Origin of the sequence: Pigmentiphaga daeguensis (assembly GCF_039523035.1) — a bacterium.
In the GTDB taxonomy this organism is placed as follows: Bacteria; Pseudomonadota; Gammaproteobacteria; order Burkholderiales; family Burkholderiaceae_B; genus Pigmentiphaga; species Pigmentiphaga daeguensis.
Window position 1 is genome coordinate 1 of the sequence record NZ_BAAAEN010000046.1, and the last position, 23,437, is coordinate 23,437.

Genomic DNA, 23,437 nt, shown 5'->3' on the forward strand with positions numbered 1-23,437 from the left:
CCGAATATGGCATTGGGCGGGTTCACACCAAAGCAGCGGCTGGCCATGGCCGCATCAGTTTCTACTTCTGCGACCCAGTAAGAATGGGGGCATTACCGCGGCAGCGGCGGCGTTGCTGCTGGCGCTGGCGGCGCTTACCGTCGCCGCGGCGCTGGCTGCCTGGCTGCTGCTCAGTCCCGCCACGTCAGGCAAAGGGGTCCGAGCCGATGCGTGCACCACCCACGGCGCGTGAATCCGGGCGCGCGAATCCGGGCGCGGCGGGAGAGGGAACCGGCTGCTGCCCAGCCCCGGCTGCATCCCGCGCCCCTGCCTCAGAAGCGGTGAAGAATGCCGACCGCGTACACCTTGCTGTTGAAACCGCTGTCGGATGTCGTCCCGCTGACGTCCTACACCTTTACCTTCGACGGCTCCGGCGGCGTTGCAGGCTTCGGCAAGGGACAGGCCTCGGTAGTCCTTTCCGGACCGCCCGAGGGCGCGACGCAACTCAGCTATACCGCACAGGCGCAGGTCGGCGGAAAAATCGCCCAGGTGGGCGCTCGCCTGATCGACGGCGTGGCCAGGAAACTGGCCGACGAGTTCTTCTCGCGCTTCAAGACCGCTCTCGAACCGGCCTCGCAAGAAGCGCCCACCGAAGCGGTCGAGGAAGACGCCGAGCAATCCGGTCAACCGCCCACGGCCTCGCCGGCCTGGAAATTCTGGCGGTCGTAGCTGCGGATGACCGTGCCGGGATCCTGCCGTACGCTCAGACGTTAAACAGCGATTGTGACTGCAAGTCATTGAATGAACAGTTCACCATGCTGCTCCATTAAAAAATATACTCATGTTTGTACTCAAAAAACTCAGCATTGAGTACGTTCAACCCTGATCTGGCGCCGTTGCGCCGGCTCGGATTCAACTTTCCAGACGCCTGCGACAGGTATCAATGGTGGATTTTATCTGCTGCGCCAACATCTGCCTGATCGGAACACGCTCAAATCGCTCACCCAATGAGCTTGCCTGCGGCAGCATCCGGTCGATGACCTCTTCCACCCGCTTCCTTGGGATGCCACCTTCCTCCGCCAGACGCAATAAATGCCGGCGTTCGATGGCAGCACCTTCGCCGCAAACGTCCAGGTGATGCTGGCCCATCGGGCCTTCACTGAAGGTCAGGTCGAATGCCGGTGCCAGACGCCAGCGCCGGTCAGGCCCGAGACGCCACGCGAAATTCTTGGGATGGTCGTCACGGTTGTGGAAAAGCACATTGAAGACGACTCGTGCGTAGGCTTTCTCCACTTCGCGCTCGTCGCGCGTCAGGAAACGGGTAGCCCGCAGGAAGGCGGTGTAGTCGGTGGCACCGGGCAGGCGAAAATCCACTTGCAACAATCCCGCCAGACTGTGCACCGGGACGCGTTGCCCTCCCTCCCGGTCGAAGCGCGCGACGCCGAAGGCGGCCAGTTCGGGGCCAAGGTCGAACCAGCGACTTTCGGGCACATCCAGTCCGCAATCCCGAGCCAGTTCGGCATAGAGCTGCTCGATGACGCAAACCTCCTTGTGTTCGTTCTGCGCCGGGAATTTGACCAGCCAGGGACTGCCGGACGCATCCGGACGGGTGCTGACTTGCCCGGTCGTTGCGTCGTACTGCACCAAGGCCTTGGGCCTGGCCCCTTGCGGTGAGCCGCCGATGAGCGCTAGCTCGCGCAGGGCTGCCCCCGCCTCGCCCGCGAGCGCGAGACGGCTTTGCTCGGCCAGCGCCAGCAAGGACCAGTCGGGCTCGTGGGCGCCGGCGTCGCTTGCCGGAACGAAGCGCAACGCGCCCATCGCGCGCTCACCAATGAAGGCCAGGCGGTCCAGCGGCCCGGGATGGCGCAAGCCGTGTTGACGGAACAAGCGATCCATCAGCAGCAAACCCCAGCCGTCCGGCAGACTGTCGGCGATCAGGCCCGGAAGGCGATGCAAATGGGTCGGAAAACTACCGTAGGCATCCGCACGCAGCTTGAGGTGCAAGGGCGACAGTTCCAAGCCCTGAGACAGAGCTTCGGGAGAATATTCGAAGAGCAGGGATTGACCGTCATCGGCTAAGCGTCCCAACGGCCAGTCTTCTCCCCAGCCGCAATAATGCACGGTAAGCAGCTTCATGATGTTCTCTTACGCGGCGCACGCTGGCGGCGGCTGACAAGGTCCACCTGCTCCATCTGGGCGATGGATTGCCGTTTGAGCACGAAGAGATCGTCCAGCGCCTCCAGCAAGCCAAGTGCCTGCGCAACGCGGACCAGCGTTTCCAGCGAGCACTGGCCGTCGCTTTCGAGTTTGCGCAACGCCCCCAGCGACAACCCGGCCATCTGCGCCAGTTCACGCTGCGTAAGCGATTGGGCAAGCCGCTGCTCCCGCAGACGAGCACCCAGCGCGTGCAGGATCTCAGCGGGAGTCGAGAGATGAAAAGTCACTTTTATGACCCTTATCGCGAAAAAGATTGCGTAAGTGCCATTTTAGTGGACTTTACTTATTCTTGAAAGCAGATGGCTGCGATAGCTGCCGCGAGCGATCATGCGGTGACCATCGTAACGCTACGATAACGTAGCGTTACGATGTTACGGAGCTGGCTCCTGTCCAGCAGCCGGTGCCTCCAGCAGTACTGAAGGCTCCACCCCCAGTGCCTCGGCCAGCTTGAAGATGTTGAGTAAGGCGATGTTGCGTTGCCCACGCTCAACACCCCCTAGGTAGCTGCGCGCCAAGCCACTTTCCAGTGCCAGGCGTTCTTGCGACCACCCTCTGGTCTTTCTGATTTCTATCAGCTTCAGGCCGAAGCGTAGTCGGGGATCAAGGGCCATATTTCTCTCTTCTTAAAGAGAAATGACTCTATGAGTCCCCCCTCTATAGGGCTACGCCCGATAAGTGCCCGTACTATAAGTGACAATTTAACTCAAGCGCCATAGAATGACCTCTATGAGTAACAAAATGGAGATCATGACGTATGGCAAGCGTCTGGAAGACTGCTGGGATGGGAGCGGCTGCGGGGCTTGCTGTTCCAGTGGCTGGGCTTTCAGGTCTCGCTGCCGCTGGTCTTACTCTGATTCTTGTACTGGCGATGTTCGGCGTGGGGCCTGCGCGCCTGTCACAGACATCGCTGTGGGGGCTGCTGACCAGTGAGCTGATGCTCTATCTGCTGATTTCGCTGGCGATCTTCACGTTGTCCTTCCGCTTTCTGGCGCGCTTGCAGGCCCGCTGTCAGGCACTTGTAGCCAAGCTCAACGCTCAGCAGGGGCTGTCATTCGATGCTGGACATCTCTTGGGCTACCCCGCGCCGGCCTTTCTGGTGTTTGACCGGCAGCATCGCAAACTGGCTGTCTGTTCAGTCGTGGATGAAGCCTGGCGCATCCACGACTTCTCCTGGCTGCTTGGTTGGCGGATGACCTGGCGCGAGGTCGAGAGCATGGAGATGAACGGCGGTAGCCGTCAGGTCAACGCCAGCGGCATGAGCGTGCCGACCTTCGAGCGCACGGTACGCGCGAAAGACTTCGCCATCGAGCTGCAAACCGCCGATCCGCAACGACCAGTACTCAGTTTTCCCATGAGCCGTCGGGCGGCGGAAACCTGGTGTGCCCGGCTCAATGCCCTCTTCAACGGATGACCTCGCGAGGAACTGCGATGAAACACTACCGGAGCTTGCTGCTTCTGCCTTTTGTATTGACAGGTTGTGCTACAACCGACATGCAGGGGGCGCTGGACTCCCTGAACGGAATAGGACACTCCATTGGAACCAGTCTGTCGCAAGCGGCTACGCCCGCAAGCGCGGCAAACCGCAACAGCTTGCTGGGCACTCCACTGCATAACGCCTTGCGCCAGAATCTGTCTACCACGGTCGCGCCCCGGAGTGGCCCAAGGTGGTGATCAGCAATCTGCAAATTCCGGCGGATCAGATGACGCTGACCCGTAGCCTCACGCTCAAAGCCAGTGATTGCATTCGCTTTGACGCCGTGCTCTGGCACGACGCCAAGCGCTCCGAGCGCTTCAGCAATCTGTCGCTTTGCGCGCCGGAGCTGCCGAAACAGTCGAATAATTTCGTGCTGACCTGGAAGAGCTTTTCCATCTCCGGCAAAACCAGCGGCCAGGTTCGCACCGACGGCCCAATCCCACCGTACAGTAAGCTGCCAAGCGACCCGGCGATGGAGCGCTGGTTGATGAACCAGTTCGGCCTTTACTATGTCGGTTCACTGTTGACGCTGGTCGGCTATGACCCCAACTTCACGGTCGATGAAGGGATGCTGGCCGATCGTGCTGATGTGCGAGGTTCTGCAGGTCAGCGCCAGCGGGTACTTCCACTGGGATGCATCGACACGCAGCGGTGCAGGGGGAGGCCGTGGGCTGCACAGTGATGAGGCCTTGTTGGTCCACATCCGAGCCATCCACAGGCAGTTGCGCGGCGAGTACGGCTGGCCCCGCATGCACCGCGAACTGCGAGCCCGCGGCCTGCGTGTGGGCAAGGAGCGGGTGCGCCGGTTGATGCAGCGCCACGGCATCAGGGCCAAGGGCAAGCGCAAGTTCGTGGTAACCACCGACAGCGCGCATCGCCTGCCGGTGGCCCCGGATCTGGTGCAGCGCCGCTTCACGCCGGCTGCGCCCAATGCGCTGTGGAGCGGCGACATCACGTACATTGCCACTGACGAGGGTTGGCTGTATCTGGCCGCCGTGCTGGATCTGCACAGCCGCCAGGTGGTGGGCTGGAGCCTGCAGGCGCACATGCAGACTGCGCTGGTCAAGGACGCGCTGCTGATGGCCTGCTTTCGACGCAAACCGGCCCCGGGCTTGATCTTTCACAGCGACAGGGGCAGCCAGTATTGCAGCCAGGACTTTCAGGACACACTGACCGCCTGGGGCATCCGCAGTTCGATGTCGCGCAAGGGCAATTGCTGGGACAACGCCCCTACGGAGAGCTTGTGGGGGCGGTTGAAGACGGCCTGCGTCCATGGCCAACGGTTTGCCACACGCCAGCAGGCACGGCAAGCGGTCATGGACTGGATCGCCTTCTACAACCACTCGCGACTACATTCGGCTCTGGGCTACCTCAGTCCGATGCAGTTCGAACAACGCTGGTTGGCGGCGCAGCGTAGATCTGCCGCTTGATGATCGGGCTATGCACTCCGGTTTTCAGGGGCAAGGTCACACTTGTTCATGCAGGCTATCGATCAACATCGAAGGCAAGCGCTGTTGCGCTTGCTCCAGGGCCGCCGGCAGCTCCTTCATCAACGCTTGATGTCCTTCGGCCAGCACGATGCCGAACTCGTAGAGGAGCCCGCGCAGCTCGTTGGTCTGCATGATGCGCGTCTTCATCAACTGCGCGCGCACTCGGTGCAGCGCAAGCACTACCTGCTGCGCCTCCGTCTTGACCGCGACGAAGCGAACGCCAGGTTGGCGAGCGGCCGTCCAGATCGCCTGCGCGTCGGCGGCATCCGTCTTGTTCCGCTGCACGAACGGCCGCACCATCTTCGGTGGCAGCAGTCGCACCTCGTGCCCGAGTCTCACCAACTCGCGTCCCCATTCGTGCGCGCCGCCGCAAGCTTCCATCGCCACCACCGCCGGCTGCCTGGCGGCGAACCATTCGAGCATTTCCGAACGCTTGAGCTTCAGCCGCTCGATGCTGCCGGTGTCCGGCTCGACCCAGTGCAGCTGGATGATCGGCACGGTTTAGGAGAGCAAGCGACGCCACAGTGTGATGGGCCAAACAGGTCGAACCGGGACGGGAACACTCCGGTAGGGAACTTGAGCTTCGAGCTCGATGTTCAGATGGGAGCCTCGTCAGCGAATGCCATCAGGGCCAGCAGGCTTGCCGCCTGCACAACAGGCCGGATATAAGACTGCAGCCCAGCCTCCTGCTTCATCACGCATCAACGTCCTTGCGATCCGGGAGGCGCCCATATAAGACCTTCCCTAAGGTGAAGACATCACTGGGCAGAAGCGATTAGTTTGCGCATCCCAAAGAGCATTCGTGCCACTTCACGCGTGGCGAGGGTGCTGGGCCGCAACGGCGTGCTGCTGAGCACGATGCGCCGCATTAAGCGGGGCTGAACAATGGGGCAGGAACTGAGTCGTCCCGCTGCAACGTCAGCTTGTGCGGTGGTGGATGCGACGATTGCGTAGCCGGCGCCGGCGGCCACGAGTTCTTGCTGAAGAAGCACGGAGTCAGCTTCCATCGCAATGCTCAGTTGTACCGCGTGCTCACGTGCTAGCAAGTCGAGCCGGGCGCGCAGTAGGTGGGGTGCTGCTGGCAATATCAGAGATAAGCCCTGCAAGCTGGCGAACCGCACGTGTTTTCGGTCAGTTATATGGTCACCAGGCGGGCCAATGAGGTGCAGTGAAACTTCAGATAGGCATGGCTCGTCAGGCCTATCCTCATTATCCTCGCGCAGCAACAGTGACAGGTCTAGCCGCCCTTGCTTCAACCACTCTTCGAGATGAGCACTCGCCCCATCGGTAAAGTGAAGCTTGACGCGCGGATGAGCATCTCTTACGGCCTGGAATAGGGGGCCTGATACGCTGCGTACAGTCGAAGGAAGGAGGCCGACACGAACTTCTCCCATCGGCTCTCCCGCTACCGAGCGAATGTCTTCCTCGAATTGCTCCGCTTGCACCATGAGAGGTCTGATCCGAGCCAGCACAAGTTCGCCAAAATCGGTCAAAACGACACCACGTCCCGTTCTGTGAAACAACCGGTTGCCACATTGAGCTTCAAGCAGCGCAATCTGCCGACTCAGAACGGACTGCAAACAGTCTAGACTCGCCGCGGCGCGCGTGAGGCTACCCAGTTGTGCGACCTTGAGGAATAGCTCCCACTTGGGATCGATGATGGACGTCATTGCAGGTACCTACTGCGGCCGATGGCCGCGACTATTGCCAACTCAGTCTACTCGCTCGTTTCGGCAGGGCTGAACTCCCATGACGCGCTTGGGATACTAGGTTCGCACCACTCGAGCGACTTGCGAGATTGACCGCTCGAAGGCCACCCAGTTGCAGGAGGACTTTTCAACAAGGCGAGTGTTGAAAATCCTGGGCTCACTCGGGCAAGACCGGCGTTGCTGATCTACAGGACGCTATCCTGTTGATTTCCATGCAACCGTAACCCACCAGTTCCATCTCGATCTGACCCACCCTGGTTCGTGAACTTACTGCTCACGTTGTGGATAAGTTCTTGGCGGTCTTCTCCTTCTTGGTGGTCTGTGGTGGTTGCTGGGCGGAACTGTTCTTGAAGCGGAAGCTGTCGTTGCCAGTTTCCAGAATATGGCAGTGATGCGTGAGCCGGTCCAGCAGCGCAGTGGTCATCTTGGCATCCCCGAACACACTGGCCCATTCGCTGAAGCTCAGGTTGGTGGTGATCACAACGCTGGTGCGCTCGTACAGCTTTGACAGCAGGTGGAACAGCAAGGCGCCTCCTGAGGCACTGAATGGCAGGTAGCAGATCGAACTGGATTGCCGTCCCTCGGTGCTTGCGGAAGCAGGCAGGGGGAAAATCCCGTCGGCGAATTCGCCGTTCATGTCGCCGCGCAGCGGCAGGCCCAGTTCCCGCGCGTGCGCCAGCGCCGCGCGACTCAGCGGTGGCCAGTCGGCGACGGGGGTGCGCCGAATCTTCGTCGGGCCGGTCGCGCCATGCAGTTCGCCGCTGAAGTCGGCATCACTCTCGAGTTTGCGGAAGAAAGGAAGAACCGACGTCCAGGACCAGCCCGTGGCGCCCATTGATTCCCATCGGTCGTAATCGTCTGGCAGCCCGCGCAGCGCTACCATGCCCATGATGTTGGACCCCCCGCCGAGCAGGCGCGCCTGGGGAGCGCCCGCATCGGGGGCGTTCTCGGCGTCGAGATAACGCCCCTTCAGGGGCCAGCGATAGGACCCCACGAAGGAGGCGTCGCTGCTGACGGTCTGGATGTCGGCGGGCGGATGCAAGCTGGGCACATCGGCCCCAGCCTCCAGCAACAGGACCTGTCGCGAAGGGTCTTCGCTCAGCCTGCTCGCCAGCACACACCCGGCGGAGCCGGCGCCGACGATGATGTGGTCATAGGTTGCGTCGGTCGTGGGATCCGTCATGTTCTCGGCCAATGGCTGCACTGCCCTTTAGTGATTGGACGGGGCAACCGCGGTTTCCCGCATGATCGCTTCCGGCGTCCGATAGCGTTCCGCCATCTCCCGCTCCTGGGGTGTGCGCAGTTGCGCCTGCATGTACGCGCCGAGGGCTCGGGCATGCCCGACGATGAAAGTGCCGAAGGCCACACGCTGCCGTCCGTAGTCGGCAAGCGCCTCCTGGACGCTGGCATGCGCCTGGAGGGCCTGGACGAGGGCCATGGCGTCTCCCGCGGCCTTGGTCACGCCCATACCACAGTGAGGACGGGCCACGAACGCGGCGTCCCCCAGCAGGGCGACCCGACCGATGGCCGCGCGGGGGCTTTCGAGATCGAAGATCGGCTGGAAGAACAGGTTCTCCGTCTTCTCGACCACCTCCGCAAACTGCGGTGCCAGCACGTCGTGGGCGGCCTGGCGTGCCTGGGCCACGATCTCGGGGCGGATCAGCGGCGGGGGGATGCCGTCCATCCAGACGCGGCCGCTGGCATCGGTGACCATGTCCTTGAACGTGGTGGCTTCGTCGGCGGGCCGGTACCACACGAAGTTGAATCGGCGCTTGCCTGGCGACATGCCGTTCTCCAGTCCGGCGACGGGATAGGCAATCATCTGTTCCTGCGGCGGAATGCCAAAGGCGAAGTAGGGAAAGAGTTCCGTCAGGGCGCGCTCGCTGAGGACGGATTCCTCGACCAGGCCTCGCCACGCGACATAGCCTGCATACACGGGTTTGGCTTCCGGCACGAGCGCCTGCCGCGTCGTGGAGCGCAGCCCATCGGCTGCGACGACGAGCTCGGCTTGATCGCGGTGGCCATTGGAGAAGGCGAGCTGGACTTCGTTGTCGTCCTGTGTGATCGACTCCAGTGCATACCCGTTGTGGTAGCGCTCTTTGGGTAACGCTTTCTTGAGGATGCCGTAGAGACTTCCCCAAGCCGTGAGCACCTGGGGCATGGGACGCCGGGCCAGGACGGATCCGTCCTGCGCCAGGGTCACGCGTTCCTCGACCGCCACGCCGATGGCTTCATCGGGGGGGATGCCGACGGCGACCAGGGCTTCCATCAACTCGGGATGCGTGACGATGCCAGCGCCGCGGCCTTCCAGTTCTTCGGCCACGCGCTCATAGACATTCACGTCCCATCCTGCACGAAGCAGTAGATTGGCAGCGAACAGTCCCCCCAGCGAGCCTCCGACGACAACAGCCTTGCGGGATTCAGACATTGCGATTCTCCAGTGCCAGCGCCTCGGCCGCAGGGAAGTTCAGCTCGATGGTGACCCCGGAAGGATCCTCAACGAATACCTGGTGCAGGCCCAGGTCGGGCACCGTGCGCTCGCGGAACTCCAGTTGCGCGGCGTGCAGGCGTTGGCGCATGTCCTTGAGGTCGGTGGCCAGAAACGCGAGGTGGTCGACTGCGGCGCTGCCGTGCAGGCTGGACTCGTCCTTGTCGCCGAGATACTCCTGCAGCCCCTTCGGATCGTTCTTGTCGATCCCGATGATGTGGACGACGCCGAAGTCGGCCTCGTCTCCGCCGCGATAGAGCCAGATGCCGGGGAATTTGAAGGCGGGGCGATAGCCTTCCTTGAACCCCAGGATCTCTGTGTAGAACCGTCGGGATGCATCGAGCGACGTGGTACGTACCGAGAAGTGAGCCAGCTTGCTAATGGGCATCTGAGCCCCCAGACATTAGGTTATCGAAAGATAAATAGTAAGCCGTGCTGACGCAACGGGCAAGCATCGGTGTCAATGATTTTTGATCAGGGTTTACCCAATCTATTGATCGATTGACAACTAAGTTGCTCGAAGTCAAAGTTATCATTCGATAAACAGCAACCGGAGCACTCCCGCTCCCGACCATTGGAGACCATCATGTTGTCACGCACTTTCTTGCCTCGCCTCTTCCGGCTACTCCCTGCAGTCGCTCTGCTGGGTGCGGCGGGGATCTCTCAGGCGCAGTCCATCAAGATCGGGTTGCCGGTTCCGTTGACCGGACCCTATGGCGCGGAGGCCCAGGACCAGGTTCGCAATGCCGAATTGGCGGTCAAGGAGTTCAACGGCGCTGGAGGCCTGGCGGGTCGCAAGGCTGAGTTGCTGGTGCGTGACGACAGGCTCAACCCCGGCGAGGCGGCCACGCGAGCCCTTGAACTCATCGAGAAGGACGGTGCGAACTTCATCGTCGGCGGCTTGTCCGCAGCGACGCAACTGTCCATCAACAACGTGACGAAGCAACGCAAGACGCTGTACATCTCCATCAGCCAATCGGACGCGATCAATGAAGCGACCGATGCAAGCCCGTACACCTTCCATGAAGCGCTCAATCCCCACATGACGACCCAGGCCGTGGGAAGGTATGCCTTCAAGAGCGGCACCAAGGTGGCGTTTCTGACAGCCGACTACGCCTATGGCCATGAGATGACCCGTGGGTTCACGGCCGTCGCCAAGCAACTCGGCGCCGTGGTGGTTGGCGAGGTCAAGCACCCACTTGGCGCCAGCGACTACTCTGCCTTCCTTCCGAGGATTCGGGCGATGAACCCTGATGTCCTGGTTTTCAACAACTTCGGGGCCGACAACCGCATATCCATCAAACAGGCCGGCGACTTTGGCATGAAGAAGCAGATGCAGTTCGTCACGCCGATCATGACGTACACGGCCCGGGTGTCCGGCGGCGCGAGCACGTATGAGGGCGTCATTGACCTGCCCCCATTGACCGTACCAACGGATTGGAGAAGTCCGGGGTTGAAGGTTAATCGAAGTTTTGTTTTTGCTCACTGCCAGCAGCACCGCCAGCGCGCTGGCGGTGCTGCTGGGCAAATCGTGCCGGCGGGATGCGTCCCAGACTGCTGTGCGGCCTGACCTCGTTGTAATCCCGCCGCCAATGTGCAATGCACTCCCGGGCCTGTGACAACGATTCAAACCACTGCTCGTTGAGGCATTCATCTCTGAACTTGCCGTTGAAGCTCTCGATGTAGCCGTTCTGCATAGGCTTGCCCGGCTCAATCAGGATGTGCCGAATCCCGTTCTTGTGCGTCCAAGCCAGGAACGCCCGACTGGTGAACTCCGGGCCATTGTCCGTTCGCACTGCTGCCGGGTAGCCGCGGAACCTGGCCACTTGGTCGAGCACGCGCGTGACGTACTGGCCCGAGATGCCGTAGTCCACCGTGATGTCCACGGACTCCTTGCTGAAGTCATCCACCACCGTCAGACACTTGATTCGCCGTCCGCTGGACAGGCTGTCCGATACGAAATCCATGCTCAGCACCTCGTTGATGTTCCTGGCCAGTTGCAGCGGCACGCGCTCCTGCGTTGGGCGTTTGACTTTGCGGCGCTTCTTCACCGTCAGGTTGGCCTGCCGGTACAGCCGGTAGATGCGCTTGTGGTTCACCCCCGGAAACTGCTGGCGCAGCATGTCGTGGATGCGCCGGTAACCGAATCGGCGGCGCACCAAGGCCGTTTGCCGAATCTGTTCACCCAGGGTGGCGTTGAGCTCGCTGGGCTGCGGCGGGTGGCGGTAGCTGTCTCGGGATAGCCCCACAAGGCGGCAGGCGTGCCGCTCCGAGAGGTGATGCTGCTCAATCATCTGTCGGATGGCATCGCGCCGCGCCTGTGGGGCTAGCGCTTTACCCCGAAGACGCTCTTGAGGGCGTGGATGTCCAGATGGGCTTCGGCCAGCAGTTTCTTGAGCTTGGCGTTCTCGCTCTCGAGCTCGCGCAGGCGCTGGGCCTCAGAGACCTGCATGCCGCCGAACTTCGCACGCCATTTGTAAAACGTGGCCTGGCTGAAGCCGCCGCTGCGGCACAACTCGGGGATGCCCATGCCGGCCTCGGCCTGTCGCAAGAAGCCAATGATTTGTTCGTCGCTGAACCTGCTCTTCTTCATGTCCGTCATTCTCCTGGGTTGACGGACTTCTCTCGTTTACCGTGGTACGGCTGGTGGGGGGCAGGCCACCTGGCCCGCGTGGTGGCGGTCTTCGGTGCTGCACGCCCGCATCACGCCTACCTGTTTGCCAACCGGAGAGCCAACCGCATGAAGGTTCTGGTGCACGATGGTATTGGTGTGTGGCTGGCGGCGCGGCGCCTGAACAGCGGCAAATTCGTCTGGCCGCGTGAGGGGGCATTGACCGCCAATCTCAGCCGCTCGCAGTTCGACGCTCTGGTGCTGGGCCTGCCTTGGCAGCGCCTGGGCGACGGTGGCGTCATCACCGTGCTCTGAATCTGATTGTTTGCCTGCTGTCTGCCAATCGGTGCATGTGCCAATGGCGTGGCGTTGCCCGCGCTGGCACAGTCATGCCCATGGTGGTCGAGCCCCAATCCCTGGATAGTCTGAGTCCCGAGCAACTGCGCTCGGCGCTGCTGTCCATGCTGCAAGCCGCTGCTGCCAAGGACCAGGAACTGGCCTTCAAGCAGACCCTCATCGACAAGCTCACGCACGAGAACGCGCTCTTGAAGCGCATGAAGTTCGCCGCCCAGTCAGAGCGCTTCAGCCCTGAGCAGAAGAGCCTGCTCGACGACGAGATCGAAGCGGACCTGGCGGCCGTGGCCAGCGAGATCGACGGGCTGTCGCAGGCGCAAACGCCGACTACCCCCGAGAAGAAACAAGCCAAGCGCTTGCCACTGCCCGCCCACCTGCCACGTCGCGAGATCCGCCACGAGCCCGCGTCCACCACCTGCTCGTGTGGCTGCCAGATGAAACGCATCGGGGAGGACGTGGCTGAGAAGCTGGACTACGTGCCTGGCGTGTTCAGCGTCGAACGCCACATCCGCGGCAAGTGGGCATGCGCCCAGTGCCAGAGCATTCAACAGGCGCCGGTCGACGCGCACGTCATCGACAAAGGCATCCCCACCGCCGGCCTGCTGGCCCAGGTGCTGGTGGGCAAGTACGCCGATCACCTGCCGCTGTACCGGCAGGAGGCGATCTTCGGCCGCGCCGGCCTGGCCATCCCGCGCTCGACCCTGGCGCAATGGGTAGGCACCTGCGGCGTGCGGTTGCAGCCGCTGGTCGATGCCTTGAAGGACGAGATCCTCAGCCACCGGGTGCTGCACGCCGATGAGACTCCGGTGGCCATGCTCAAGCCCGGCGATGGCAAGACGCACCGCGCCTACCTCTGGGCCTATGCGCCGGGGGCGTTTGAAGACATCAAGGCCGTGGTCTACGACTTCTGCGAGTCTCGCTCGGGCGAGCATGCCCGGCGCTTCCTGGGCCATGGCACCGACAAGGCCTGGAAGGGAAGTCTGACCTGCGACGACTTCAGTGGCTACAAGGCCCTGATCGCCAGCGGCGTGACCGAGGTGGGTTGCCTGGCGCATGCCCGGCGCAAGTTCTACGATCTGCACGCGGCCAACCAGAGCCAGATCGCCGAGCTCGCCCTGCAACAGTTCGCCCGGGTCTATGACATCGAGCGCGAGGTCAGGGATCTGGGCGCCGAACAACGGCAAATCGTTCGACAGCAGCAGACAAGGCCCATCCTGGATGCCCTGCACGAGTGGATGACACTGCAACGGCGACAGGTGCCCGACGGATCGGCAACCGCCAAGGCGCTGGACTACAGCCTGCGAAGATGGGATGCGCTGACCCGATTCGTGGGTGACGGACAACTGCCCGTGGACAACAACTGGATCGAGAACCAGATCCGGCCCATTGCCGTCGGTCGCAACAACTGGCTGTTTGCCGGTAGTTTGCGCGCGGGCCAGCGGGCCGCCGCCGTCATGAGCCTGATCCAGTCGGCGCGCATGAACGGGCACGACCCGTATGCCTACCTCAAGGAAGTGCTCACGCGGCTGCCCACGCACAAAGCCAGTCGCATCGACGAACTCTTGCCGCACCGCTGGCAACCAGGCGCCATCTAAGTCTCAGCCACGTCCGCCGGTGGCGGTCAACATGGGATCACCGCGCGCTTACGGAGCAAGCGCAACAGCGCTTGCCTTCGATGTTGATCGATAGCCTGCATGAACAAGTGCGGCGCATCGGGCAACTGCAGGCCGACATCGTCGCGATCGAGCGTCGCCTCTCACAGCAGCTTCGCCAAAGCAGTGCGTGCAAAGCGGTGGCCGAGATTCCCGGCGTGGGGTTGATGACGGCAACGGCGGTCGTCTCCAGCATGGGCTCACCAACGGCCTTCAAAGATGGTAGGGAGTTCGCTGCCTGGATCGGCCTGGTGCCGCGGCAAACCGGCACGGGTGGGCGTGTGCGCCAGCTCGGGATCAGCAAGCGAGGCGACGCGTACCTTCGAACCCTCTTGATGCACGGAGCCAGGGCGATCGTCAGGTCGGATCGAGCGACGACATGGCCGTGGCTAGCTGCGCTGCTCAAGCGAAGGCCCTACAGCGTCGCCGTCGCTGCGGTAGCCAACAAGATTGCTCGAACGATCTGGGCCGTACTCGCCCGTGGGCAAGAATGGCGAGCTACGTCCTGGCAGGCCGCATAACTGGATGATCGGCACGGTTTAGGAGAGCAAGCGACGCCACAGTGTGATGGGCCAAACAGGTCGAACCGGGACGGGAACACTCCGGTAGGGAACTTGAGCTTCGAGCTCGATGTTCAGATGGGAGTCTCGTCAGCGAATGCCATCAGGGCCAGCAGGCTTGCCGCCTGCACAACAGGCCGGATATAAGACTGCAGCCCAGCCTCCTGCTTCATCACGCATCAACGTCCTTGCGATCCGGGAGGCGCCCATATAAGACCTTCCCTAGCGCATGCTTCAGGGCTCAGATATGGCAATTTTTCGATAGCTGAAATGAGGTGTTCAGGGCTTACGCCTAGAGCGAAGGCACGCTACAGTTCGCTCCACGACAACGCCGATGCGGAGAAGCCGCAACGGTCAATGGAGACAGAGACATGCCCTTCAACCGACGCCTTTTGGTCTGCGCCGCCGCTCTATTCGTCACAGGAGCCTCGCTTGCACAAGCCGACTACCCCAATAGACCTATCAAGGTCATCGTTCCGTTTCCGGCCGGGGGTGTGACCGACATCGGCTCGCGCATCATTCTCGACCGTATGTCCCAGTCGCTGAATGTGCCTGTGGTGGTCGACAACCGGCCCGGCGCCGGTACCAAGCTCGGCACCGGCGTTGCGGTGAAGTCGGCCAAGGATGGTTACACCCTGTACATGAGTAACTCGTCATACGCCATCCTGCCAGTGATCGACCCCGAGGCAGGCTATGACGCAGAGCGTGACCTTGCACCAATTGGGTTGGGAGCCACGTACGGCATGGCCGTGGTTGTGAATCCCGCGTTGTCCGCGAAAACGATGGGGGAGCTGTTGACACTGGCCAAACAGACGCCCGGAAAGCTTGCGTATGGAAGCGCCGGCATGGGCAGCGGCTCGCATTTCATGGGCGAGCATCTGAAGCAGTTGACTGGCACCAACATTCTGCATGTGCCCTACAAGTCGACCTCCCTTGCTGTCCAGGACGTGGCGGGTGGTCGCGTGGATCTTGCCTTTGATGGAGCAGTAAAACCACTAGTGGACGCTGGCAAGGTTCGCATCATCGCGGTGACGGGCGCCGTGCGAGACCCGCGGTTTCCGCAGGTGCCGACTGTGGCGGAAGCGGGTCTCGGCGACTTCACATTCGAGTCTTGGTTGGGCCTTTTCGCCCCCACAGACACGCCCGAGCGCGTCATTGTGCGCCTTAACCAGTCCATGAACGAGGCCTTGGCCGACCCTGGCGTAAAGCAGCGCCTGGCAGAACTGGGCCTTACTCCCGGTGGTGGCAACCCAGCATTCCTGAAAAAGCAGGTGAGCGCGGACCTCGTGAAATACAGGAAGATTGCGGCCGAAACGCGCATCAAACTGCAATAGCGCATGACGCGCAAAGCGTAGCCGCACGCGGCTGCTGTCTCTCCTTAACCTGCCGAAGTCCATGACCTGCACATCCAGTAATGGTGCTGCGCAAGCGCAGCTATCACCGACGTTATTCCTCACAGACGAAGACGTAAGCCACCTCACCGAGTGGCAAGCCTCGGTCAATGCATTGCGCGCCGCCTACGCGCAGCCTGATGATCCAGCAAGGCTGCCGCCTCGAACGATGGCGCGAGGCAAAGGCGTGTGGTTGAGAAGCCTGACGGCTGTGGCGCCAAGTGGCGACTTCATGGGCAGCAAGCTTATCGCCGCATCCCCCCGGGCCGGATACGCGAGCTACCTGATCTCGCTCTTCGACACGAACACCATGGCGCTGGCGGCCCTTATTGACGGCAACCAAGTCACGGGTATTCGTACCGCGGCTACCTCGGCCGTTGCCATTGACGTGTTGGCGCCGACTCGCGGTCTGCGCGTGACGTTGATCGGTTCCGGATTCGAAGCCCAAGGCCAACTCGAGGCACTGGCGGCTACGCGCCAAATCGAGTCGGCCACTGTCTACAGTCCGAGCCTGACAAGCCGCGCGCGCTTTGTCGAGAAGTTCGCACTGCTGCTTCCGTCGGTCAAGGTTAGCGCTGCATCCTCGGCTGAAAGAGCTGTGAGAGATGCCGACGTGGTGATATGCGCTGCTCGCTCGCATGACGAATCTCCGGTGTTGCGCGGCGAATGGTTGCGGCCCGGCATGACCGTGGTGTCGATTGGCTCCACGCTGCCTGAACAACGCGAGGTTGACTCGGAAGTGATCCGGCGTGCCGACCTCATCGTTGCGGACATGCCGGAAGAGGTTGCTCACGATACCGGCGACATGCTCGTGGCCACGCGTGAAGGCGTAATTTTCGAGGACAAGCTGGTATCTCTTTCGTCGGTCGTCTGCAAGGAAGGTAGCTTCCGGCGCGACGGCAGTTCGATCCTGCTTTTCAAATCGGTGGGCTCAGCGTTGCAAGACGTTGTCATCGCAGAAATGCTTCTGCTACGCGCGCGCACACAGCTTGTTGGCACAACTTTGCCCGTTGGCATAGTTCCAGTGGCCAAGTGGAAGGCTCCGACACCACAAGAACCCGTCGCGGCAAGCACCGCCTGAATTCTCAACAAGGAAACATCCATGACCCGCTATAAGAAAAACGAAGCCCGCGCCTGGGCACGTCAATACCTGACAGGCTGTTCGGCCGTCACTATTCCTACCTTCACTTCCGATTTGAAGGGTCTAAACGAGGCAGCCATCCGGCACGATATGCAACTGGTGAAGAAGTTGGGTTTCAGCTACACGTTGCTATGTGCCGAAGTCGCGATCACACCGCAGGAGAACGCGCAATTCACCGCCATTGCCCGCGACACGGTCGGCAAGGACTTCGGCCTATTCTTTCACGCCGCGTTCGGCACGCTGGCTGAAAACATCGAAGCCGTAAAGCTTGCCGAAAAAGCTGGTGCGGACATCGTTTTGCTGTCCTATCCCAGCCAGTTCTGGCCAAACTCCGAACAGGAGATCTATGACTACACCAAGGCGTTTTGCGACGCTACAGACCTCGCGGTCATGCTATTTCCCATACCTTTGTGGGGCTTCGAACGCGTGCATCCGGCCGGCATGTCGACTGAACTGGTGCGACGGTTGCTGAAGGACTGCCCCAACATTGCCGCGATCAAATCCGAACAGGGCTACCCGCTGATCGGCGGCATCTGCGAGATGTACCACCACTTCAGGGACGACGTGGTCATCAGCTGCCCGATCGAATCTGATGCAATCCCACTCATGGGGCTGATGAAACTCCAGTTCTCGGGCACAAGCAATACGCAGTGGATGAGCGAGTACTACCCGAAAGCCTTTGCACTCGCGCAGGCCGGAAAGTTTGAAGAAGCCATGGCGTTGTACTGGAAAGTGAATCCTGCACGTAGCGCGAACGGTGTTGGTACCCAAGCCTACATAGCTGGCTCGTCTGTGCTCAACCGCACGATGTGGAAGTACCAGGACTGGCTTGCGGGTTTCAACGGCGGGCCGTTGCGCGCGCCGGCTATGCGGGTACCCGACCGCTTCATGAAAGGATTCCGGGCGGGACTGCAAGCCAGTGGCCTCCCCGTCACGAACGATCCGGACCATCTGTTTATGGTCGGCCGAAATCCGGCTTGACGTGGCGTTATGAACCATCTGCTCAAAGACCCGACGTTGTTGCATGGTGCTGCCTATGTGAACGGTTTGTGGGTCCAAGAAACCCCACATGGTTTCTATGACCTTCGGAACCCTGCGACGGCCGAAGTGCTAGTGCACCTTCCGCGCATGCGCGAGGCCGAGACACGGCAAGCAATTGAATTTGCCCACGAGGCTTTTGGGGCCTGGCGCAGGACGCCGGCAAAGCACCGTTCAAGAATCTTGCGGCGATGGTACGAGCTCATCGTCGAAAACCGGGAGGACCTGGCTAAGCTGATCACTCTGGAAGAAGGCAAGCCGTTGGCAGAGGCCCGCGGAGAGGTCGACTACGCAGCATCCTTCATTGAATGGTTCTCAGAGGAGGCTAAGCGTGTCTATGGCGAATTGGTGCCTCCCCCGGGCACGCGCCAGAAGATTGTTGTTCTCAAAGAGCCGATCGGAGTGTGCGCTGCAATTACTCCCTGGAATTTCCCAGCCGCCATGATCACTCGCAAGGCGGGACCCGCGCTCGCTGCGGGGTGCACTATGGTTGTCAAGCCGGCCAGCCAGACTCCCCTGACCGCGCTGGCACTGGCCGACTTGGGTGCTCGCGCGGGTCTGCCAAGCGGCGTTTTCAATGTTGTCACCGGGAACGATACGCGGGCTATAGGCGGCGAACTGACCGGCAATGTACTGGTGCGCAAGGTCACATTCACTGGCTCAACTGAAGTTGGGCGGGTCCTGCTCGAGCAGTCAGCCCGCACGATCAAGAAGTGCTCAATGGAACTCGGCGGAAATGCGCCTTTCATGATTTTTGACGACGCTGACCTGGACGCGGCAGTAGACGGTGTAGTGGCCTCCAAATTCCGTAACACGGGTCAGGCTTGCATCAGTGCCAACCGGGTTCTAGTGCAGGCGGGTGTGATTGACGAGTTCGCCGCAAAGCTTGTAGCGCGCGTGCTGACCCTCAAAGTCGGCAATGGGCTGGAAGAAGGCGTACAGCAGGGCCCGTTGATCGATAGTAAGGCCGTCGCCAAAGTCGAGGAGCACATTGCTGATGCCGTCAGCCGAGGGGCCTCGGTTGCCTGCGGCGGCAAGCGGCACAGGCTCGGTGGTCAATACTTCGAGCCAACAGTGCTGACAGGCGTGTCGCCGGAAATGGCCATCGCGCGCGAGGAAACTTTCGGGCCGGTGGCGCCGCTCTTCCGGTTCGATTCCGAGCAAGAAGGCCTGGACATGGCGAACGACACGGAATTCGGATTGGCCGCTTACCTCTACAGCCGGGATGCGGCCCGCATCTGGCGTGTGGCGCAGGCACTCGAGAGTGGGATGGTCGGAGTGAACTGCGGGTTGATCTCGAACGAGGTGGCGCCTTTCGGAGGCGTCAAGCAAAGCGGCCTTGGCCGAGAAGGCTCTCGTCATGGCATCGATGAATATCTCGAAATGAAGTATGTATGTTGGGATGGTCTGGAATGATCGCAGGGAGCCCTCTCAAATGCCTGTGACAAGACTGGCCCGTGCTGGGCCTGCTGCGCGGCGACTTCGCCGCCCTCGAAGCGGTGCGCATCGACACGAGCAATGCGGTGCCCCGCGCCGCCGGGAAACAGAGCGTGGTCGGCGCCTACGTCCACGGCGAGGCGCATCTCGATCCCGGCGCGGGCAACGCCCGGGCTGTTGCATTTGGCGGCGTGCTGGTGCTGTCGTTCACTGCTGTCGAGGAACATTTGCGCATCCGCTCCATCCGCTTCCAGCTCAACTGGGTCCAAGGGGATGTCGGGTTGCTCACAGGCTGGCAGTTGCCGGTGATGGATCGGCTATGGCAGCCCGGTGATGCACCTGCCGTGGTGGTCAGCGAACTCGACGCACCGTGGCATCAGATCCCGGCTTCCGATCTGCCGACCAGCGACAACGACGCCATCGCCGAAGCTTGGTTTCGCTACGCATGGGGGCTGGACCAGGCCGATTTTTCACTGTTTGAGCAGGCTTTCAGCGAGGACGTGGAGGCCGAACTGACGCCGATGGGCCGCCCGAAGGGGCGGCGCACACTGATGGCCACGCTCAAGGCCTTTCGCATGCCGTGGCCGTGGATGAAGCACTATGAACCGCCCCGGGTCGGACGTTCCTGCGACCCCTCATGCTGAAGCATCTGAAGGCTCCGCGGTGAGTCGGCTTGGACTATGCCAATCAGGTAATCGCGCGATAAACTACCTGCCTTACCCAGCTTTGTCGTGCGCCAATGCCCCCCTCTTCCAAGCCCACCATGCCAAAGAATCAGGCTGCTCCCGGCACGCGGCGTTTAGCCCCGGAACAACGCGAGCAGCAGATTGTCGCCAAGGCCATCGAGCACTTCACACGCTACGGCTTCGCAGGAAGCACACGTGAGCTTGCACGCGAGATCGGTGTAACCCAACCCCTTCTCTACAAGTACTTCCCAAGCAAAGAAGCGCTGATCGATCGTGTCTATTCGGAAGTCTTCAGCTGGCAATCAAGCTGGGAGACCGATCTGACCGACCGCACCGTGACGCTTGCCGAGCGCCTGTATCGCTTCTACAGCGACTACGCACAGGTGATCCTTCGCGAGGAATGGATCCGCATCTTCATCTTCGCAGGCTTGACTCGGGAAGGCATAAACAACAAGTACCTGAGCCGCTTGCGTACACGCGTCTTTCTTCCGGTCCTGATCGAAGTTCGGCATGAATACAGCATTCCAGAGCCGCGAACGGCCGCTGAACTGGAAAGCGAGATCGAGTTGGTATGGGCGCTGCACGCCAGCATCTTCTATCTCGGTGTTCGCAAATGGATCTATGGACTAAAGACTCCGAAGGACATCGATGCCCTGATCCGCACCAAGGTCAATGTGTTTCTGCACGGAGCACCCCAGGAGATGTCGGAGTTTCGCAGGACGCCCCCTCCCGGTTGACAAGACACTGCGCACGAGAAACTGTGGGCCGCGGCGATGCCCGCCGCACGCCCAACTGTGCGCAGAATCGACAGCAACACTACACAGCGCAGTACCGCTCTTGGATGGCGGCATCGGCCAGCATGGCCTCAGCAGTTCCCGCGTACACCACCTCGCCCTGATCGAGGATGTAGGCCCGGTCGGCGATACGAAGCGCCAACTCGACGTTCTGCTCGATCAGCAAGATGGTGACACCTGACTGCTTGAGCGTTCGGAAGTAGCGGAACATCTCATCCACGAGCAAAGGCATGATGCCCTCCGAGGGTTCGTCCAGGAGGATGAATTTCGGCTTGGATGCCGCGGCTCGGGCGATGGCAAGCATCTGCTGTTCGGCGACGGCATCGGAGTTGGGAATATCTGGAGCCATGATCTTTGTGGTCATGCCTGTGCTTGCTCTTTCCATTCGTCCAATCTGTCCGCCCATTCCTGCATCATGGCGCGACGCTCATCGAAATAGGTGGCGTGATTGTAGGTGCGACGCACATTGTTCTGGTCGGCATGGGCAAGCTGCGCCTCGATGGCATCGGGACGGTAGCCCATCTCGTTAAGGCGGGTACTGCCGGTGGTCCGCGTGGCGTGTGGGCTATAGGCGCCACTCCACCCCAAAACCTTGAGTGCCTGGCGAAGCGATGCGGCGGACATTGGGGCGTTGCGATCATCCCGGCCGGGAAAAAGGTGCTTGCGGTTGCCGGTAATGGCATGCAGTCCTTTGAGCATGTCCACTGCCTGACGTGGCAGAGGCACGACGTGCTCCTTGCGCGCTTTCATGCGCTGCGCCGGGATACGCCACACAGCCTTCTCAAGGTCAAACTCATCCCAAGCTGCCTCGGCCACTTCAGTCGGTCGCGCCAGGGTCCACCACATCAGTTGCATGCAATGACTTACCTGAAAGCTGCAGCGGTGGTTTGCGAAGTCGCTTAGCAGTTTGCCAATCTGCTCTTTACTGAGCGCCGGTTTGTGCTGGGTCTTGTTTGCTGGTAGCGCCTTGCGCACCGGCCAAACGTAAGCGCCCGGTGATCCCGTCTTGAGCCACGGCGTTGTCCTCGATTAGTGTCCACCATTTTTTGGTGGACACCATGGCAAAGACAGAATTAGTGCCGTTGCGTAAGCGCCGGTCTTATCCGAAGACGCTGAAGGCCCAGATCGTGGCGCAGTGCAATCAGCCGGGGGCATCCATTGCCAGCGTCGCGCTGTCGCACGGCGTGAACGCGAACCTGGTGCATAAATGGATCCGACTTGCCTGCCGCGCGCCGGCCGCTACGCCCGCGTTTGTGCCCGTGGTGGCACCGCCGCTGCCGGCACCGGGCCGGCATATTGAAATCCGGCTGTCGCGCGGCCCGGTGCAAGCGACGGTGCAATGGCCCGTGAGCGAAGCCGGTGCCTGCGTGGCGTGGCTGCGGGAGTGGCTGCGGTGATCCGCATCGATGCGATCTGGCTGGCGACCGAGCCGCTGGACATGCGTGCCGGCACCGAGACAGCGCTGGCGCGGGTGGTGGCGGTGTTCGGTATTGCACGCCCGCACCACGCCTATTGTTTCGCTAACCGACGCGCCAACCGCATGAAGGTGCTGGTGCACGACGGGATCGGCGTGTGGCTGGCCGCGCGCCGGCTGAACCGCGGCAAGTTCGTGTGGGCCGATGCGCTGCGTGGCCCCCACATCGCGGTCGACAGTGAGCAGTGGCAGGCGCTGGTGCTGGGCCTGCCCTGGCAGCATGTGGGCGCGGCAGGCGCGATCTCGGTGTTGTAGCGCCGGACAATCCGGCAAGACGCCAATACCGCCGCGGGGAGCCCTGCGGCATACTGGTGGCCATGAGTACCGCATCCCTGGACCACCTCGACGCGCAGCAGCTACGCGCGTTGGCAGAACGCCTGATGGGCGAGGTTGCCGCGCGTGACGCCCAGATAGCGGCGCACGATGCGGTGGTTGCCGATCGGGATCGCGTACTGCACTTCAAACAGACGCACATCGACCAGCTCATGCAGGAGCTGGCGCTGTACAAGCGCTGGCGCTACGGCAAGCGCAGCGAGCAACTGAACCCGGCGCAGGCAAGCCTTCTGGAAGAGACGATGGATGCCGACATGGCGGCTATCGAAGCGGAAGTGAACGCGCTGCGCGAAGCGATCGCCACAAAGCCTGCGCCGTCGCAAGCGCCGCGTCGCATGCGGCTGCCGGCCGAGTTGCCGCGCACCGACATCCACCACGAACCGGCGTCCACGACGTGCCGCTGCGGCTGCGGTTTGAAGCGCATCGGCGAGGACGTCAGCGAGAAGCTGGATTACCTGCCGGGCGTCTTTACGGTCGAGCGCCACATCCGCGGCAAGTGGGTGTGCGAGCACTGCGAGACGCTCACGCAGGCGCCCGTGCCCGCGCAGGTCATCGACAAGGGCATCCCGACGGCGGGGCTCTTGGCGCAGGTGCTGGTGGCGAAGTTCG

Annotated in this window: 25 protein-coding genes and 5 pseudogenes; 18 read left to right on the top strand and 12 right to left on the bottom strand. The window is 61.7% G+C overall.

Going from position 1 to position 23,437, the window contains the following annotated elements:
- Together ABD104_RS29355 and ABD104_RS30370 are read left to right on the top strand one after the other, a co-directional pair.
- Positions 1-232, top strand: a 232-nt coding sequence (locus ABD104_RS29355) for a hypothetical protein (RefSeq protein WP_343928806.1), incomplete at its 5' end; no start/stop codon positions are given.
- 95 nt (positions 233-327) lie between these two features.
- Positions 328-708, top strand: a complete 381-nt coding sequence (locus tag ABD104_RS30370) for an SRPBCC family protein (protein ID WP_087838475.1) — start codon at positions 328-330, stop codon at positions 706-708.
- A gap of 183 nt (positions 709-891) precedes the next feature.
- Here the strand turns inward: ABD104_RS30370 and ABD104_RS29365 are convergent, their stop codons facing one another.
- From ABD104_RS29365 to ABD104_RS29375, 3 genes are all read right to left on the bottom strand, one after another.
- The gene (locus ABD104_RS29365) at positions 892-2,115 is read right to left on the bottom strand and encodes a type II toxin-antitoxin system HipA family toxin (protein WP_087838476.1); all 1,224 of its coding nucleotides are present in this window, start codon (positions 2,113-2,115) and stop codon (positions 892-894) included.
- Positions 2,112-2,423 carry a helix-turn-helix domain-containing protein gene (locus ABD104_RS29370; protein WP_087838477.1) on the bottom strand — a complete coding sequence of 104 codons (312 nt, stop codon included), beginning with the start codon at positions 2,421-2,423 and terminating at the stop codon, positions 2,112-2,114. The genes ABD104_RS29365 and ABD104_RS29370 overlap by 4 nt, the downstream gene beginning before the upstream one ends.
- Positions 2,424-2,567: 144 nt before the next feature.
- Positions 2,568-2,807, bottom strand: a complete 240-nt coding sequence (locus ABD104_RS29375; protein ID WP_011806687.1) for a helix-turn-helix domain-containing protein — start codon at positions 2,805-2,807, stop codon at positions 2,568-2,570.
- 143 nt (positions 2,808-2,950) lie between these two features.
- Between ABD104_RS29375 and ABD104_RS29380 the strand changes: the two genes are divergently transcribed.
- The 3 genes and pseudogenes from ABD104_RS29380 to ABD104_RS29385 all read left to right on the top strand — a co-directional run.
- Positions 2,951-3,607, top strand: a complete 657-nt coding sequence (locus ABD104_RS29380) for a hypothetical protein (RefSeq protein ID WP_087838478.1) — start codon at positions 2,951-2,953, stop codon at positions 3,605-3,607.
- A 253-nt stretch (positions 3,608-3,860) separates the two neighbouring features.
- Positions 3,861-4,352, top strand: coding sequence for a hypothetical protein (locus ABD104_RS30375; RefSeq protein ID WP_425543366.1), 492 nt, complete (start codon positions 3,861-3,863; stop codon positions 4,350-4,352).
- A pseudogene (locus ABD104_RS29385) lies at positions 4,243-5,100 on the top strand (IS3 family transposase); the annotation flags it as partial. The gene ABD104_RS30375 and the pseudogene ABD104_RS29385, both read left to right, overlap by 110 nt.
- 42 nt (positions 5,101-5,142) lie before the next feature.
- Here the strand turns inward: ABD104_RS29385 and ABD104_RS29390 are convergent.
- The 6 genes and pseudogenes from ABD104_RS29390 to ABD104_RS29410 form a co-directional block, all read right to left on the bottom strand.
- Positions 5,143-5,658, bottom strand: a pseudogene (locus ABD104_RS29390) (IS110 family RNA-guided transposase); the annotation flags it as partial.
- 260 nt (positions 5,659-5,918) lie between these two features.
- Positions 5,919-6,830 (bottom strand): LysR family transcriptional regulator, encoded by a 912-nt coding sequence (locus ABD104_RS29395; protein WP_087838480.1) that lies wholly within the window; start codon positions 6,828-6,830, stop codon positions 5,919-5,921.
- Between the two features lie 313 nt (positions 6,831-7,143).
- Positions 7,144-7,425, bottom strand: a pseudogene (gene istB, locus ABD104_RS30380) (IS21-like element ISThsp10 family helper ATPase IstB); the annotation flags it as partial.
- Between the two features lie 39 nt (positions 7,426-7,464).
- A pseudogene (locus tag ABD104_RS30385) lies at positions 7,465-8,052 on the bottom strand (GMC family oxidoreductase N-terminal domain-containing protein); the annotation flags it as partial.
- A gap of 27 nt (positions 8,053-8,079) precedes the next feature.
- Positions 8,080-9,297, bottom strand: a complete 1,218-nt coding sequence (locus tag ABD104_RS29405) for an FAD binding domain-containing protein (RefSeq protein WP_087838482.1) — start codon at positions 9,295-9,297, stop codon at positions 8,080-8,082.
- A complete protein-coding gene (locus ABD104_RS29410) occupies positions 9,290-9,745 on the bottom strand; it encodes a VOC family protein (protein ID WP_087838483.1) in 456 nt (151 codons plus the stop codon). The genes ABD104_RS29405 and ABD104_RS29410 overlap by 8 nt, the downstream gene beginning before the upstream one ends.
- A 198-nt stretch (positions 9,746-9,943) precedes the next feature.
- Between ABD104_RS29410 and ABD104_RS29415 the strand changes: the two genes are divergently transcribed.
- Positions 9,944-10,927 carry an ABC transporter substrate-binding protein gene (locus ABD104_RS29415; protein ID WP_254914581.1) on the top strand — a complete coding sequence of 328 codons (984 nt, stop codon included), beginning with the start codon at positions 9,944-9,946 and terminating at the stop codon, positions 10,925-10,927.
- Here the strand turns inward: ABD104_RS29415 and ABD104_RS29420 are convergent.
- Positions 10,818-11,950 (bottom strand): IS3 family transposase gene (locus tag ABD104_RS29420; protein ID WP_425543367.1). Its coding sequence is split into 2 segments (ribosomal slippage): positions 10,818-11,701 and positions 11,701-11,950, totalling 1,134 coding nucleotides; the frame shifts between segments, so codons are not numbered across the junction. The two genes, ABD104_RS29415 and ABD104_RS29420, sit on opposite strands and share 110 nt — an antisense overlap.
- An 81-nt stretch (positions 11,951-12,031) precedes the next feature.
- Here ABD104_RS29420 and tnpB (ABD104_RS29425) point away from each other — a divergent pair.
- From tnpB (ABD104_RS29425) to ABD104_RS29465, 9 genes and pseudogenes are all read left to right on the top strand, one after another.
- Entirely contained in the window at positions 12,032-12,283 is a 252-nt protein-coding gene (gene tnpB, locus ABD104_RS29425) for an IS66 family insertion sequence element accessory protein TnpB (protein WP_254914583.1), read from the top strand.
- A gap of 74 nt (positions 12,284-12,357) precedes the next feature.
- Entirely contained in the window at positions 12,358-13,917 is a 1,560-nt protein-coding gene (tnpC, locus tag ABD104_RS29430; protein WP_425543368.1) for an IS66 family transposase, read from the top strand.
- Positions 13,918-13,985: 68 nt separating this feature from the next.
- A pseudogene (locus tag ABD104_RS29435) lies at positions 13,986-14,495 on the top strand (IS110 family RNA-guided transposase); the annotation flags it as partial.
- A gap of 410 nt (positions 14,496-14,905) precedes the next feature.
- Positions 14,906-15,868: a Bug family tripartite tricarboxylate transporter substrate binding protein gene (locus ABD104_RS29440; protein WP_087838255.1), complete on the top strand. Its 963-nt coding sequence runs from the start codon at positions 14,906-14,908 to the stop codon at positions 15,866-15,868.
- Positions 15,869-15,929: 61 nt separating this feature from the next.
- On the top strand, positions 15,930-17,006 hold the full coding sequence (locus ABD104_RS29445) for an ornithine cyclodeaminase family protein (RefSeq protein ID WP_087837511.1): 1,077 nt from the start codon (positions 15,930-15,932) through the stop codon (positions 17,004-17,006).
- A 21-nt stretch (positions 17,007-17,027) separates the two neighbouring features.
- Entirely contained in the window at positions 17,028-18,047 is a 1,020-nt protein-coding gene (locus ABD104_RS29450; RefSeq protein ID WP_087837510.1) for a dihydrodipicolinate synthase family protein, read from the top strand.
- Between the two features lie 9 nt (positions 18,048-18,056).
- Positions 18,057-19,520, top strand: a complete 1,464-nt coding sequence (locus ABD104_RS29455) for an NAD-dependent succinate-semialdehyde dehydrogenase (RefSeq protein ID WP_087837509.1) — start codon at positions 18,057-18,059, stop codon at positions 19,518-19,520.
- Positions 19,521-19,561: 41 nt separating this feature from the next.
- Positions 19,562-20,185 (top strand): nuclear transport factor 2 family protein, encoded by a 624-nt coding sequence (locus tag ABD104_RS29460; RefSeq protein ID WP_140416831.1) that lies wholly within the window; start codon positions 19,562-19,564, stop codon positions 20,183-20,185.
- A 119-nt stretch (positions 20,186-20,304) separates the two neighbouring features.
- The gene (locus tag ABD104_RS29465) at positions 20,305-20,964 is read left to right on the top strand and encodes a TetR/AcrR family transcriptional regulator (RefSeq protein WP_176400660.1); all 660 of its coding nucleotides are present in this window, start codon (positions 20,305-20,307) and stop codon (positions 20,962-20,964) included.
- Between the two features lie 79 nt (positions 20,965-21,043).
- Here ABD104_RS29465 and ABD104_RS29470 read toward each other — a convergent pair whose 3' ends face one another.
- The gene (locus ABD104_RS29470) at positions 21,044-21,385 is read right to left on the bottom strand and encodes an ATP-binding cassette domain-containing protein (protein WP_343928807.1); all 342 of its coding nucleotides are present in this window, start codon (positions 21,383-21,385) and stop codon (positions 21,044-21,046) included.
- Complete coding sequence (locus ABD104_RS29475) at positions 21,382-21,996, bottom strand: tyrosine-type recombinase/integrase (RefSeq protein ID WP_425543369.1); 615 nt, start codon at positions 21,994-21,996, stop codon at positions 21,382-21,384. The genes ABD104_RS29470 and ABD104_RS29475 overlap by 4 nt, the downstream gene beginning before the upstream one ends.
- 83 nt (positions 21,997-22,079) lie before the next feature.
- Between ABD104_RS29475 and tnpA the strand changes: the two genes are divergently transcribed.
- The 3 genes from tnpA to ABD104_RS29490 all read left to right on the top strand — a co-directional run.
- Entirely contained in the window at positions 22,080-22,418 is a 339-nt protein-coding gene (gene tnpA / locus ABD104_RS29480) for an IS66-like element accessory protein TnpA (protein ID WP_132980624.1), read from the top strand.
- A complete protein-coding gene (gene tnpB / locus ABD104_RS29485) occupies positions 22,415-22,750 on the top strand; it encodes an IS66 family insertion sequence element accessory protein TnpB (RefSeq protein ID WP_165963348.1) in 336 nt (111 codons plus the stop codon). Before tnpA ends, tnpB (ABD104_RS29485) begins: the two co-directional genes overlap by 4 nt.
- Positions 22,751-22,812: 62 nt before the next feature.
- Positions 22,813-23,437 (top strand): IS66 family transposase (locus tag ABD104_RS29490; RefSeq protein ID WP_343928808.1); only part of this gene is annotated, 625 nt, incomplete at its 3' end.

Coding starts and splice junctions, on each gene's coding strand:
- ABD104_RS29375 (WP_011806687.1), bottom strand. CDS start 2,807: ATGGCCCTTGATCCCCGACTACGCTTCGGCCTGAAGCTGATAGAAATC.
- ABD104_RS29455 (WP_087837509.1), top strand. CDS start 18,057: ATGAACCATCTGCTCAAAGACCCGACGTTGTTGCATGGTGCTGCCTAT.
- ABD104_RS29365 (WP_087838476.1), bottom strand. CDS start 2,115: ATGAAGCTGCTTACCGTGCATTATTGCGGCTGGGGAGAAGACTGGCCG.
- ABD104_RS29445 (WP_087837511.1), top strand. CDS start 15,930: ATGACCTGCACATCCAGTAATGGTGCTGCGCAAGCGCAGCTATCACCG.
- ABD104_RS29440 (WP_087838255.1), top strand. CDS start 14,906: ATGCCCTTCAACCGACGCCTTTTGGTCTGCGCCGCCGCTCTATTCGTC.
- ABD104_RS29410 (WP_087838483.1), bottom strand. CDS start 9,745: ATGCCCATTAGCAAGCTGGCTCACTTCTCGGTACGTACCACGTCGCTC.
- ABD104_RS29415 (WP_254914581.1), top strand. CDS start 9,944: ATGTTGTCACGCACTTTCTTGCCTCGCCTCTTCCGGCTACTCCCTGCA.
- ABD104_RS29395 (WP_087838480.1), bottom strand. CDS start 6,830: ATGACGTCCATCATCGATCCCAAGTGGGAGCTATTCCTCAAGGTCGCA.
- ABD104_RS29380 (WP_087838478.1), top strand. CDS start 2,951: ATGGCAAGCGTCTGGAAGACTGCTGGGATGGGAGCGGCTGCGGGGCTT.
- tnpA (WP_132980624.1), top strand. CDS start 22,080: ATGGCAAAGACAGAATTAGTGCCGTTGCGTAAGCGCCGGTCTTATCCG.
- ABD104_RS29465 (WP_176400660.1), top strand. CDS start 20,305: ATGCCAAAGAATCAGGCTGCTCCCGGCACGCGGCGTTTAGCCCCGGAA.
- ABD104_RS29450 (WP_087837510.1), top strand. CDS start 17,028: ATGACCCGCTATAAGAAAAACGAAGCCCGCGCCTGGGCACGTCAATAC.
- ABD104_RS29470 (WP_343928807.1), bottom strand. CDS start 21,385: ATGACCACAAAGATCATGGCTCCAGATATTCCCAACTCCGATGCCGTC.
- tnpC (WP_425543368.1), top strand. CDS start 12,358: ATGCCCATGGTGGTCGAGCCCCAATCCCTGGATAGTCTGAGTCCCGAG.
- ABD104_RS29405 (WP_087838482.1), bottom strand. CDS start 9,297: ATGTCTGAATCCCGCAAGGCTGTTGTCGTCGGAGGCTCGCTGGGGGGA.
- ABD104_RS30370 (WP_087838475.1), top strand. CDS start 328: ATGCCGACCGCGTACACCTTGCTGTTGAAACCGCTGTCGGATGTCGTC.